A 14,032-nucleotide genomic window follows, 5' to 3' on the forward strand; every position below is an offset into this window, starting at 1 on the left:
ATGGGTGAATAAAATGACAGTTGAATTGAAAAATGATTTCATCACAGTTAAGATTTCTGAACAAGGTGCTGAACTAGTTAGTGTTAAAGGAAACGACACAGCTATTGAGTATATTTGGCAAGCAGACAAGAAATATTGGGGTCGACATGCACCCGTTTTATTCCCAATTGTTGGGCGTTTAAAAAATGATGAATATGAATATAATCAAAAAATGTATCAGATGGGACAACATGGATTCGCTCGTGATATGCTTTTTACGGTAATTTCTCAAACTGAAACGTCAGTTGTCTTGGAATTAGGATCATCTCCAGAAACAAAAGTTAAATATCCATTTAATTTTCGATTAAGATTACATTATATTTTGACTAATCATCAAATAAAAGTTATTTACGATGTCTATAATCCTGATGAAAATGAGTTGTTATTTTCAATTGGAGGCCATCCAGCATTCAATATTCCACTAAAAAATGCCTATCTAGATTTGGAAAATTACCAAATTGAGATTGCTCCCAACGTTGAAAGACGCCAAATTCCATTAGTTGGACCATTCAACGATATTGCAAATGCAAAATTGGTTAAGTTCAACGAACCTATTAAGCTATCTCGAGAAACTTTCAAAAATGATGCCTTAATTTATGAATTGAAACAATCAGAAACAACTGTTTTACTTTCAACGCCTGAAGATGATCATGGGGTTTCTGTGACATTAAATGGTGCTGATTATGTTGGTGTTTGGTCAAAATATCCTGAAAATTCACCGTTTGTTTGTATTGAACCATGGTGGGGTTTAGCTGATAACGTTGCGTCTACAGGCAAATTATCTGATAAAAGTAGTCTTTACAAGTTAGAAGAAAATCAATCATTTGAAGGATCATACGAAATTACAGTATTTTAGCCAAATAAAAAATCGATGAATATTCATCGATTTTTTTTATTCCGTAAATATAAGCCAAGTCCAAACGGCACCATACTCTCAGTTCCATTAAAAATACGCTTTATATTGTCTTTATGTTTATAAATAACGAAAATAGTTAAAATCCCCGCAATTATAGTTAATAGCCAATCTTGAAAGGCTATCGCAACTATCAACATTCCAATAAATCCAAGGACACTTGCAACACTCACCATACTTGTTAAAAGTATTAATGAAATGAAAATTGTACAAGCTATGATGAAAAATAATGGATTATAGGGTAATAAAATACCTGCGCCAGTAGCGACTGCTTTTCCACCTTTAAATTTAGTGAAAATAGAAAAGGTATGCCCAGCTACGGCGCCGACTCCAATTAGTAAAGGACTAACGGTTGCAGCAACACCGAACATGTGAGGAAGACTTGCAGCAATAATACCTTTTGAGATATCCATTACTAAAACGACTGTACCTGCCTTTGGTCCAAGAACGCGATAGGTATTTGTTGTACCAACGTTTCCACTACCAAATTTTCTGATATCTTTTTGATAAAAATATTTTCCAATCCAAACACCTGACGGAATTGATCCTAAAAAATAAGCAATCACTAACATTAAGACAATTGTACCCATGATTATAAACTCCTTTCGACCAGTAAATCTGATAAGTAGTATTTTAACATTCTTTTTAGAAGACACCAATTTATTTTATAAAAAAGAACGTCTATTCGGATTTTTCTTTACATTTCAAAAAAGAATGGGTTATTATAGTAACGTTACTGTATGAACACAGAGTAAGGAGAGTTTAACTGTATGACTAATCCAAATAAAATAAAATATAACGATGATTCAATTCAAGTTCTTGAAGGACTTGAAGCAGTTAGAAAGCGACCTGGTATGTATATCGGGTCAACAGATAGCAAAGGATTGCATCATCTTGTCTATGAAATTGTTGATAATGCTGTTGATGAAGCCTTGTCAGGTTATGGTTCACAAATTGATGTTACTATTCACAGTGATAACAGTATTACGGTTGTCGATTACGGTCGTGGTATGCCAATTGGTATGCATGCGTCAGGAATTCCAACTGTTGAAGTTATTTTTACTGTCTTACATGCTGGTGGAAAGTTCGGTCAAGAAGGTGGCTATAAAACTTCTGGTGGACTACATGGCGTTGGTGCGAGTGTTGTTAATGCCTTATCATCTTCATTAACGGTTGATACCGTCCGTGAAGGCGTGCGTTATGAAGAAAAATTTGAAAATGGTGGGCATCCAGTTGGAACATTAAAAAAATTGGGTGCTACTAAAAGAGCAAACGGAACAACGGTTACTTTTAAACCTGATGAAAGTATTTTTTCAACGACGGTTTATAAATATGATATTTTAGCTGAAAGACTGAAAGAATCCGCTTTTTTATTACGTGGTGTTAAAATTGTTTTAACTGATGAAAGAACTGATAAACAAGATATCTATCATTTTGAAGAAGGTATCAAAGAATTCGTTGCTTATCTGAACGAAGATAAAGATACACTTGGCGAAGTGATGTATTTTGATGGCACTAAAGATAAAATAGAAGTTGAAGTTGCAGCGCAATATAACGATGGCTATTCAGAAAACCTGATGTCTTTTGTTAATAATGTTCGAACAAAAGATGGTGGTACACATGAAGCCGGAATGAAGTCTGCTTGGACAAAAGCTTTTAACGAATATGCTAGAAAATTAGGCCTTTTAAAAGATAAAGATCGTAATTTAGAAGGTAGTGATGTTCGAGAGGGCCTTTCAGGCGTCATTTCAGTCCGAATACCTGAAGAGTTACTCCAATTCGAAGGACAAACAAAAGGAAAACTTGGCACACCTGAGGCAAGATCGATTGTTGATAGTGTCCTGAGTGAAAAACTTGGTTTTTATTTGATGGAAAATGGTGAGTTTGCACAAGAACTTGTTAGAAAATCAATTAAAGCTAGAGAAGCGCGTGAAGCTGCTCGTAAAGCACGTGATGATTCACGTAATGGTAAGAAGAAAAAGAAAAATGATCGCTTACTCTCTGGAAAATTAACACCCGCACAATCAAAAAACGCTAAGAAAAATGAATTGTTTTTAGTCGAAGGTGATTCTGCTGGTGGTTCAGCTAAACAGGGCCGTGAACGTAAATTTCAAGCGATCTTACCTTTACGTGGTAAAGTCTTAAATACTGAAAAAGCAAAATTACAAGATATTTTAAAAAATGAAGAAATTAATACAATGATTTATACAGTTGGGGCTGGCGTTGGGGCTGAATTCAAGATTGAAGACAGTAATTACGATAAAATTATTATCATGACTGATGCCGATACCGATGGTGCCCATATTCAAACATTATTACTAACGTTCTTTTATAAATATATGCGACCATTAATTGATGCTGGAAAAGTTTACATCGCCTTACCTCCTTTATACAAAATTCAAAAAGGGACTGGCAAAAAAATGGACAGCATCTATGCTTGGACTGATGAAGAACTTGCTAAAGCAACGGAAAAAATTGGACGTGGCTATAGTTTACAACGCTTTAAAGGACTTGGCGAAATGAATGCAGATCAATTGTGGGAAACAACAATGGATCCAATGACAAGAACTTTAGTTAGAATTCGAATTGACGATCCCGCACTTGCCGAAAAAAGAGTGACAACGTTAATGGGCGACAAAGTGGAACCACGTCGAAATTGGATTGAAGAGAACGTTCAATTCTCACTTGAAGAAGATGGTAGTATCTTGGATAAAGTTTCTAGTAAACAAGTTACCGATTCAAAAGATGATGAAGTACAATCAACGACTGACTAAGGAAGGGGGATTACCGATTTGGCTATAGAAAAAGATACATCAAAAATTCAAGAACTAACCTTAGAAGATGTTATGGGCGAACGATTTGGTCGTTATTCTAAATACATTATTCAAGAACGTGCTTTGCCCGATATTCGTGATGGTCTAAAACCCGTGCAACGTCGGATTTTATACGCAATGAATCAAGATGGGAACACGTATGATAAAGGCTTTAGAAAATCAGCTAAATCAGTCGGAAATGTAATGGGTAATTTTCATCCGCATGGAGATAGCTCTATTTATGAAGCTATGGTTCGTATGAGTCAAAATTGGAAATTACGCACGCCATTAATTGAAATGCACGGAAACAATGGTTCAATGGATGGTGATTCTCCAGCTGCAATGCGTTATACAGAAGCCCGTACAAGTAAAATTGCAACTGAAATGTTACGGGATATTGAAAAAGAAACAGTTGATTTTGTTTTAAATTTCGATGATACAGAATATGAACCCACTGTTTTACCAGCAAGATTTCCTAATCTATTAGTAAATGGTGCAACCGGAATTTCAGCTGGCTATGCAACTGAAATTCCACCGCATAATTTAAGCGAAGTTGTTAATGCTGTTGTCTACTTAATTGGACATCCTGATGCAACGCTAGATAAATTAATGACCTTTGTTAAAGGACCTGATTTTCCAACTGGTGGTATTTTACAAGGATTATCTGGTATTCAAAATGCTTATAAAACAGGACGTGGTAAAGTCGTTGTCCGCTCAAGAACAGAGATTCAAGAATTAAAAGGTGGTAAAACACAAATTATTATTTCAGAAATCCCATATGAAGTGAACAAAGCCGTTCTTGTTAAAAAAATGGATGAAATTCGCTTACTTAAAAAAGTGGATGGTATTGCTGAAGTTCGAGATGAAAGTGATCGTGAAGGATTACAAATTGCGATTGAATTAAAGCGTAACGTTAATGCGCAAGGTATTTTAAATTACTTATTCAAAAATACTGATTTACAAATTTCGTATAATTTCAATATGGTTGCCATTAATAATCAACGGCCTGAATTAGTTGGTTTAAAGAAATTCTTATCATCTTACTTGGACTATCAATTAAGTGTTACGAAAAAAAGAACTGAGTTCGACTTGAAAAAGGCTGAGTCTCGCCAACATATCGTTGAAGGACTAATTAAAGCATTATCTATTTTAGATCAAGTCATTAAAGCGATTCGTGCAAGCAAAGATAAAAAGAGTGCTAAAACCAGTTTAATGACTCTTTTTGACTTCACAGAAAAACAAGCTGAAGCCATTGTTTCATTACAATTGTACCGCTTGTCTAATACAGATGTGACTGCACTCGAAAAAGAAAATGCTGAACTTGCTGAAAAAATTATTAATTATAAAGCAATATTAGCCGACCCTAAAGTATTATCTGATGTGGTTAAAAGAGAATTAAAAAAAGTCTCAAAAGAATATGCCACACCTCGGTTAACTGAAATACAAGAACATATCGAAGATATCAAGATTGAAACAGCTGTCTTGGTTACACCTGAAGAAGTTCAAGTATTAGTGAGTCGTGATGGTTATCTTAAACGTAGTTCATTGCGTTCGTTTAATGCTTCAGGAGTAGAAGAAAATGGATTGAAAGATGAAGATTATATTATATTTAATGAACCCGTTAATACTTTGGATCATTTATTTATATTTACAAATAAAGGTAATATGATTTATCGACCTATTCATGAAATCACTGAAGCAAAATGGAAAGATACCGGTGAACATATTTCGCAAACCATTGGATTGGACGCTGATGAATACCTGATTAAGGCATTCTCTTTCAAAAAAGTAGATGCCCCTGGTAAATTTGTTTTTGCAACTAAAAATGGCTTTATCAAACAAACCACAGTTTCAGATTTGAAACCTGGACGAACTTATAAAGGTCATGCAAGTAAATTTATGAAATTAAAGGTCCCTGAAGATGACGTCATCCTAATTTCATATTTAGAAAAAGATGATGCCTCATTATTTGTCTTCAGTGCTTCACATGATGGTTACGGATTGAGATATCCGCTTGAAGAGGTCCCAATTGTTGGTGCCAAAGCAGCTGGTGTCATTGCAATGAATCTGAAACAAGACGATTTCGTTGCGTCAACTTGTTTAGTTACGGAGAACAGCCAAATTGGTTTGTTAACACAACGTGGCTCATTTAAGCGTATGGCTGTTTCAGAAGTTAGTTCGACAAGTAGGGCGAAACGTGGTGTGCTTATTCTTAGAGAGCTTAAGAAGGAGCCTCATAGAGTGATTGGAATTAAACCAATTACCAAAGATGTTAATTTAAGTGTTATTACTGAAAGTGGTCATGAATTTATTATTGAACCAATGTCACATCCGTTATCAGATAGATATTCAAATGGGTCATTCATTATTGATACAGAACAATTAGGAATACCTAATCTATTAAATGAGATTAAATAATAATTAAATTCTTTAAGAAAAAGGGCGAATTAGTTTGCTCTTTTTTTTTATTACGCTTATTATAATAATATGACTATTATTATTTAAACTGAGGAGACACAACTAATATGAAAACAAAGCAAGAAAATATATTTTCATCAAAAACGTTAACATATTTTCTGCAACTTGCAGATATTATGAATTACACGCAAACAGCACAAATATTAGGTATTACACAACCTGCACTAACGCAACAAATTAAAAAATTGGAACGAACAGTTGGTGCACCACTTTTTTATTCTGTTGGTAAAAAATTACATTTATCTGATGCTGGTTATACGATGTTGGATGCAACACATCAAATTTATGAAACGTTGAACAAAGCAACAAACGAAATTCAACAATCAACCAGTGCAACACAAGGGGAAATCACGATTGGTATCCTAGCCTCAATTGAAGATGAAGTATTTGATGATTTTGTCATACAATATTATAAAAATAATCCAGATATTATTGTGTCATTTCACTTATTGACACGTAAAGAAATCTGGAGTGAACTCGAAAATAATAAAATTGATTTGGCAATTATGTACCTTCCAGATGAAAGTATTAAAAACTGGAAACCGTACGAAAGTAAAAAAATCATTACTGAAAATTTATTATTTTTACATCATAATGAAAAATTAGCTTCTAAGAAGAAAGTTAAGCTTCAAGAAACCATTGATAATGTTTGGGTTACTTATCCAAATGATTATTATCTTGATAAAATAATTAAAACAATTTACCAAAATCAATTAGTGAACTTACCAAAAAGTGTTGCTCGATTTACAGCACCTTCACAAATTTTAAAATTTGCTCGTGCAACTCATGCTTACACGGCATTACCAACTTCATTTCTAGTTGCTCATCCAGAAAGTAAAGACCTTTGGACATCAAATTTTGACCCAGAAATTAAATTTGATTTATCATTTGTCTTTAGAAAAGATAAAGATGAAATTCCTAGAAATGAACATTTTTTAAGTGCTTTTGATGACTATTTAGAAGAAAAAGATTACATGACTCGTCTTAAAGAAATTAACAAAAATTAAGGAGATTATAAATAATGACTAAACAATTAATTTTCGGACACCAAAGTCCTGATACGGATGCAGTAGTAGCTGCCAAAGTATTTTCATATTTACAAAACAAATTAGGTTTTGATACTGAAGCTGTTGCCCTCGGTTCATTAAGTGAAGAAACAAAATTTGTTTTAGACTACTTTAATGAACCTGAACCAAGAATTATTAAAACAGCTAAAAATGAAGTTGACTCAGTTATGTTAGTTGATCACAATGAATTCCAACAAAGTGTTTCAGATATTGCCGACCTTGTTGTGACAGATGTTGTTGATCATCACCGTATCGCTAACTTCACAACAAATATGCCACTTAATTTCCGTGCAGAAGCTGTTGGTTGTTCAAGTACCATTCTTTGGAAAATGTTTAATGAAAATAATGTTGAAATTCCTGCTAACATTGCTGGTTTAATGATGTCTGCTATTATTTCTGATACCTTATTATTCAAATCACCTACCACAACACCAGTTGATATTGAAGCTACGAAGGCTCTTTCTAAAATTAGCAATACTGACTACAACGTCTATGGGTTAGATATGTTAAAAGCTGGTACTAACTTATCAAGTAAAACTGAAGAAGAATTAATTAACGGAGATGCTAAATCTTTCGATATGGCTGGAAAAACAGTTCGTGTTGCACAAGTCAATACCGTTGATTTAGAAGAAGTATCTAATCGTGAAACTGCTTTAGTTTCAGCAATTGAAGCTGACAGTAAAGCTAATAATTATGATTTATTCTTATTATTAGTGACAAATATTTTGGATAGTGATTCAGAATTATTAGTTGTCGGAGAACCTAAAAAAATGGTTGAAAAAGCTTTCGATAAAAAGCTTTCTGATAATAAATTATCATTACCTGGTGTCGTTTCAAGAAAGAAACAAGTCGTTCCTCAATTGCAAGCTGTTTTTGAAGCATAATAAAGATTAAAAAAGTTTAGACTTTATCTCTAAGCTTTTTTATTTTAAGGAGGAATTGGCAATGACACCTGAAGAACAAATTCAAGCAGTAAAAGAATATACGCAAAATAAATTAGCATCAGATACTTCTGGACATGACTTTGCTCATATTGAACGAGTCGTTGCAAATGCAAAGAATATTGCCTCAGAATCTTATAATATCAACTACTTAGTCATTGTTCTTAGCAGTTATTTACATGATGTTATTGATGATAAAGTAGTTGATAATGTTGAAAAAGAAACAGTTAGCTTAACTCATTTTTTAACATCTATCAATTTAACTAATAGCCAAATTACTGATATTTTAACGATTATTCAATCAATTTCTTTTAAAAAGCAATTAGGAAACGAAGCGGTTAGTTTGTCTGAAGAAGCTAAAATCGTTCAAGATGCTGATCGCCTGGATGCCATTGGTGCCATCGGAATTGCTAGGACCTTTTATTACGGTGGCCACGTTGGTAGTAAGATTTATGATCCGCAGCATGGTCCAAGAGTAAATATGACTCCAGAGGAATATAGAAACGTTAAAAATCAAACAGTTATTAATCATTTTTATGAAAAATTATTAACATTAGCTGACACAATGAAAACAGAACCAGGTTATAAATTAGCTAAAAAAAGGCATCAATTTATGCTAGATTTTCTAGAAAATTTCAAAGCTGAATGGGACGGACAAGCATAAAAAAAACGATTAACTCATCAAAATGAGTTAATCGTTTTTTTTATAATTTATTAATAGCATTTCGCTGCTCTTCATCAATCATATGTGTATATAGCGCGGTTGCGCTTGTTGAGCTTTGTCCTAACTGCGTCGCAACAAGTTGCTCATTTTTTGTCTCTAAATATAACTTAGAGGCAAGCGTATGTCGCAATTTATGAGGTGTAACGCGCACCTTAAACGCCGAGGAGTACTTAGCAACCAATTTTTCAATTGTACCACTCTCAATACGTTTACCAATGCCACGATAAGATGAACAAAATAAGGCTTTTTCTGATTTATCTGTTTTATAGTTTATTGCTCGCACTTCAAGATACTTAACAAGATAAGGAATGACCCATGGCGCAATTGGAACAGTATCTTTTTTACCACCTTTTCGAATAACAGTAATGTTGTTTGTTTTTAAATTTAGATCGGGTAGGTCACTATTCGCAACTTCTGAAACCCGTAAACCACTGCCTAGCATCAACGCATTAATCGCAATGTCACGATCCTTATCACGTTTAAAAAATGAAAGACCTTTTGGTTTCAATAAATTTGCATATTTTTGATCGATAAAATTGATATAATCACGATCTTCAGTTCCTAACATCAATTTATCCTTGATATTAGCCGCACGTGTTGCAAAAGTCTCATTATCTTTTACCACAGAAATTTTTTTCATTACATTACGATAAAAATAGGGCTCTCCATCTTCTTTTTCTGTTTCTTCAGAAAGATACCTAAACAAAGATGAAATAGCTGTTAATGAGCGATTTACCGTACTTCTCGAGAGCTGTGTATTACTATTAGCATTGTTTGATTTGCTTCTTGAAAGTAGGGAAGACTTATATAATTCCATATCTTCCTTTTTTAAATGTTCCAAAACGCTAATATCGATTGTTTTAATAGATGTGCCATCAACAATTCCTTCAGTCAATAACCAATCAAAAAAACGTCTAAATTCTGTTAAATATTGATATAAAGTCGCATTGGATAGGGGAATAGTAGATTTAGATTGGTAATACTCCTGTGCATACCAAGGCTGTTGTTGTAATTCATTTTCAATCAATTCTAAATACTTTTCTTTTCTCAAAAGAACACCTCATTCCACTAAATAATTCTATATGTAGAGAATAACATATCAAGCAGACAAGTTTCAACTTTCGTTAAAATCTAAAAAAATAGTTAAATAATAGCCATATCATAGCAATATTTAACATTTAGACATTAATTTAGCAAACTGGCATAAAAATACCTTAAAATTGCATTTTTAATGAGTAAAATGCAATTTTAAGGTATTTATTGATTTAATCCTATAAATGATGTTTTTAAGACATTCTAAATAATTAATAAAATCATATTATAATAATGAGATTTTATTTTTTAGAAAATAAAAATATGCTTGAATATAAGAAATTATAAAATATTTTTATAATTATCTAAAACAATCATACGTAAGTAAGTATTTATTTACAACATATTACTTTGAATGTACTGCTATCCAACTTTCATTAAATTGTGTGTTTTAACTAAAGTTGGATGTAATTCATTTGATAAACCTTGATTAACCAATATTTTTAGTCTTTTCAACTTTATGCATTTTTAACATCTATTTTATTTTGCTTTTGCTGATTCAGTCATCTACTGATGATTTTTTATCAGCATTCGATTTGGATTCTTTATTAAGCTTATCAGAACTCGTCGTTTCTGGTGTATTATTTTTATTTGATTCAATATGGCTGTATGTCGCATAGCCACCAATTGCTAAAAAGAATAGTACAAGTAAAATAATATATGATTTATTCATTATTTAAGACCCCTTTATCAGAATATTTAGATGATAATGAAAAACTGGCACTCATGAAATTTGAATGAGTGCCAGTTTATTAATATAAGTAATGTTACTATGCTTGATCAAAATCTTTAATCCATGCTAAGGCTAAGGCTTTTTCGCCCAAATGAGTCCCAATAACAGGTCCAAAGTAACTGATATCAAATGTCATATCAGGATATTTTTTCTTCATTTTAACTTGCCATTTAACAGCTGCAACTTCATCGTTTGCATGAATAATCAGTCCACGTAAAGGATAGTCAACTGACGCACGATGTTCTTCAAACAAATCCTCAACTCGTTTAATGGCTTTTTTTGTTGATCTAATTTTTTCAAACGCCACAATTTTATTTGAAATGCTATCAAACGTTAAAATTGGTTTAATTTTGAGAACACTTCCAATAAATGCTGAAGCATTAGATAAACGACCACCTCGTACAAGATTTTGTAAATCATCAACAATAAAATACTCACCTAATGTGTTTTTTAAATCATCTAATCGCGCAATAATAGCGTCGATATCAGCTTCTTCGTTAGCCATCTTAGCGGCTTCTAAAGCTAAATAACCCATTAACATAACTGTAATTCCTGAATCATAGGGTATGACACGTGTTGATTCAATCGTTGGTGCGATATTTTTTAAATTATCAATAAATCCTGAAATTGTATTTGTTAAATGAATACTTAAAACAATATCATAGCCTTCACTGCCTAATTTATCATACAAATTAATCATTTCTCCGACAGAAGGTTGTGAGGTACTGGGAAAAGATTCAGATGTCTTTAATTGTTCATAAAATTCTTCCGTTGTAATATCGACACCTTCATTATAAATTTTATTGTCGATAATTACTGGAATAGGGATAATTGTAATATTATTTTTTTCAGTCTGTTCTTTAGATAAGTACGCCGTACTATCTGTTACAATTGCTATTTTCATTAATTAAACACCTCGTTTTTATAACAGTTTAAACGTCAGTTCTCGTTAGACTTTTATCTAAGCGATTTAATAACATTCTTAATAAATTTTGTTCATCTTCTGGCCATTTTTCAAAAATGGTTGCTTCAAGACTAGTAAATCCTACGTCTACCGCTTTTGAAGATTCAACACCAACTTCAGTCATCGTATAAATTAATTGTCGTTTATCTTCACCAATACTGTGCTTATCAAGCATCTCTTTTTCAACTAAACGTTTTAATTGACGGCTGAGTGTTGAAATATCCAAATCAGTTTCTAAAGCTAACTTTTCTTGCGTGTTAAATTTAGCACTGATTTTTTTTAATAACTGCCACTCAGATATCGTTAAATTATTTTTTTTAGTTAAACGTTGTAAAATCATTTTATACTGTTTGTCAATTGATAATAAGTTTTCAAGACTTGTTTTCATTTTACTAACCCCTCAAATTCAATATATCTTGCATTATACAACATTTATACTAATTATGGCAAGAAAACTATTTAATAACGTTTCTTTGCGATTTATCACTCAAAACGTTACACTTATAGATATTAAACATATTTTATAGAAAGTGAGTTGATTAAATGTCATTTGATGGCGTTTTTACTCATGCAATGATTAGTGAACTGAGAACGAAACTAATCGGTGGTCGGGTCTCAAAAATATCACAACCCTACCCTAATGAGGTTATTGTTACAATTCGTGCTAATAGAAAGAGTCACCCACTTCTATTATCTGCACATTCGAGTTATGCTCGTGCACAAATTACTAATATTCCCTATTCGAATCCTAAAACACCAACTAACTTTACCATGATGCTTCGTAAATATATAGAAAGTGGTCAACTTGTTGCAATTGACCAAATTGCTAATGACCGGATCATTAATTTTTCATTCTTAACTAGAAATGAATTGGGTGATGAACAGCCCTTAATCTTAAGTTTGGAAATGATGGGTCGCTATAGTAATTGTCTCTTAATTAATCCAACAAACGATAAAGTTTTAGATACAATTAAACATATCAGTTCAGACCAAAATCGTTATCGAATGCTGATACCTGGCGCAACCTATCGTCAGCCACCAGCACAAGATAAATTAAATCCATTTACGGATACATCTAACGTTTTTAAAAATCTCCTATCTGAATTCCCAAATAAGGACGTTTTAGCAAAAGAACTTCAAAATCATTATCAAGGGCTGGCTGGTCAGTCTAGTATGGATCTTGCAACTGCACTCCACACTAATTTTGAAGATTTAGATGTAAGTTGGAAAGCTTTCTTTGCACAATTTGATACGCCTACGCCAACTATTTTATCTGGTAAGCGTCTTGATTTTTCAGCTATTCCAAATAAAGAAATCGGGACTGGTCAAACATTTGAGTCATTAAGCGAAATGCTTGATACCTACTATCTTGACAAAGCTAATAAAGACCGCGTTCAACAACAAGGTAGTCATTTGATTCGTGTTGTTAAAAATGAACTCAAAAAAAATCGTGGTAAACAAAAAAAATTAGAAAAAACGCTTAAAAACACTGAAACTGCTGACAAATTACGCGTCCAGGGTGAATTATTAACCACCTATCTTCATTTAGTTAAACAAGGAATGACAGAGATTACGTTACCTAACTTTTATGATAATGAAAAAAAGATGACAATCCAATTATCCAATCAAATTTCACCATCAAAAAATGCACAAAAGTATTTTAAAAAGTATCAAAAACAAAAAAATGCAGTCATTTTTGTTAATGAACAACTCCTTCTTAATCAAAAAGAAATTGATTATTTAGAAGAAATTCAATCAGAAATTGAATTAGCAGAACCTAAAGATTTACCAGACATTAAAACTGAATTACAACAACAAGGTCTGGTAAAAGAACAAAAATTAAACAAAAATAAAAAAGCGATTAAAGTTAAATTAAGTAAACCAGATGATTATTATGCAACTGATGGAACACTCATCTCTGTTGGGAAGAATAATCTTCAAAATGATCAATTAACAATGAAAACTGCTAATAAATCAGATATTTGGTTACATGCTAAAAATATACCTGGCTCACATGTAATTATTCATAGCTCTGATCCCAGTGATGAAACAGTGACGGAAGCTGCTAACTTGGCCGCTTACTTCTCAAAATATCGTCAATCAGCATCTGTCCCAGTTGATTATATTCAAGTTAAACGTATCAAAAAACCTAACGGTTCAAAACCTGGATTTGTTGTTTATGAAGGGCAAAAATCAACATTTATTACCCCTGATTTTAAGAAAATATTGGCTATGCGCCGCAAATAAAAAATATCGACTAAGAAGTCA

Annotated in this window: 12 protein-coding genes; 7 read left to right on the plus strand and 5 right to left on the minus strand. The window is 32.6% G+C overall.

Annotated features, from left to right (window positions below; genetic code table 11):
- Nucleotides 1-13: 13 nt before the first annotated feature.
- On the plus strand, nucleotides 14-895 hold the full coding sequence (locus ACVQ8P_RS01095) for an aldose 1-epimerase family protein (protein ID WP_462297001.1): 882 nt from the start codon (nucleotides 14-16) through the stop codon (nucleotides 893-895).
- Between the two features lie 23 nt (nucleotides 896-918).
- On the opposite strand, the gene plsY is transcribed toward ACVQ8P_RS01095, so the two are convergent.
- A complete protein-coding gene (plsY, locus tag ACVQ8P_RS01100) occupies nucleotides 919-1,542 on the minus strand; it encodes a glycerol-3-phosphate 1-O-acyltransferase PlsY (RefSeq protein ID WP_462297002.1) in 624 nt (207 codons plus the stop codon).
- Between the two features lie 180 nt (nucleotides 1,543-1,722).
- Between plsY and parE the strand changes: the two genes are divergently transcribed.
- From parE to ACVQ8P_RS01125, 5 genes are all read left to right on the plus strand, one after another.
- On the plus strand, nucleotides 1,723-3,726 hold the full coding sequence (gene parE / locus ACVQ8P_RS01105; protein ID WP_462297003.1) for a DNA topoisomerase IV subunit B: 2,004 nt from the start codon (nucleotides 1,723-1,725) through the stop codon (nucleotides 3,724-3,726).
- A 72-nt stretch (nucleotides 3,727-3,798) separates the two neighbouring features.
- Nucleotides 3,799-6,183, plus strand: coding sequence for a DNA topoisomerase IV subunit A (gene parC, locus ACVQ8P_RS01110; RefSeq protein ID WP_462297046.1), 2,385 nt, complete (start codon nucleotides 3,799-3,801; stop codon nucleotides 6,181-6,183).
- A 107-nt stretch (nucleotides 6,184-6,290) separates the two neighbouring features.
- A complete protein-coding gene (locus tag ACVQ8P_RS01115) occupies nucleotides 6,291-7,250 on the plus strand; it encodes a LysR family transcriptional regulator (protein ID WP_462297004.1) in 960 nt (319 codons plus the stop codon).
- Nucleotides 7,251-7,264: 14 nt separating this feature from the next.
- Nucleotides 7,265-8,194, plus strand: coding sequence for a manganese-dependent inorganic pyrophosphatase (locus ACVQ8P_RS01120; protein WP_462297005.1), 930 nt, complete (start codon nucleotides 7,265-7,267; stop codon nucleotides 8,192-8,194).
- A gap of 61 nt (nucleotides 8,195-8,255) precedes the next feature.
- The gene (locus tag ACVQ8P_RS01125; RefSeq protein WP_462297006.1) at nucleotides 8,256-8,915 is read left to right on the plus strand and encodes an HD domain-containing protein; all 660 of its coding nucleotides are present in this window, start codon (nucleotides 8,256-8,258) and stop codon (nucleotides 8,913-8,915) included.
- A 40-nt stretch (nucleotides 8,916-8,955) separates the two neighbouring features.
- Here the strand turns inward: ACVQ8P_RS01125 and xerS are convergent, their stop codons facing one another.
- The 4 genes from xerS to ACVQ8P_RS01145 form a co-directional block, all read right to left on the minus strand.
- Nucleotides 8,956-10,026, minus strand: a complete 1,071-nt coding sequence (gene xerS, locus ACVQ8P_RS01130) for a tyrosine recombinase XerS (RefSeq protein WP_462297007.1) — start codon at nucleotides 10,024-10,026, stop codon at nucleotides 8,956-8,958.
- A 540-nt stretch (nucleotides 10,027-10,566) separates the two neighbouring features.
- Nucleotides 10,567-10,740, minus strand: coding sequence for a hypothetical protein (locus ACVQ8P_RS01135; protein WP_462297008.1), 174 nt, complete (start codon nucleotides 10,738-10,740; stop codon nucleotides 10,567-10,569).
- A gap of 97 nt (nucleotides 10,741-10,837) precedes the next feature.
- Entirely contained in the window at nucleotides 10,838-11,704 is an 867-nt protein-coding gene (locus ACVQ8P_RS01140) for a DegV family protein (protein WP_462297009.1), read from the minus strand.
- A 28-nt stretch (nucleotides 11,705-11,732) separates the two neighbouring features.
- The gene (locus ACVQ8P_RS01145) at nucleotides 11,733-12,152 is read right to left on the minus strand and encodes a MarR family winged helix-turn-helix transcriptional regulator (RefSeq protein WP_462297010.1); all 420 of its coding nucleotides are present in this window, start codon (nucleotides 12,150-12,152) and stop codon (nucleotides 11,733-11,735) included.
- A 155-nt stretch (nucleotides 12,153-12,307) separates the two neighbouring features.
- On the opposite strand from ACVQ8P_RS01145, the gene ACVQ8P_RS01150 reads away from it, so the two are divergent.
- The gene (locus ACVQ8P_RS01150) at nucleotides 12,308-14,011 is read left to right on the plus strand and encodes an NFACT RNA binding domain-containing protein (protein ID WP_462297011.1); all 1,704 of its coding nucleotides are present in this window, start codon (nucleotides 12,308-12,310) and stop codon (nucleotides 14,009-14,011) included.
- Nucleotides 14,012-14,032: the final 21 nt, after the last annotated feature.

The sequence above is a fragment of the Dellaglioa sp. BT-FLS60 genome, from assembly GCF_054941065.1.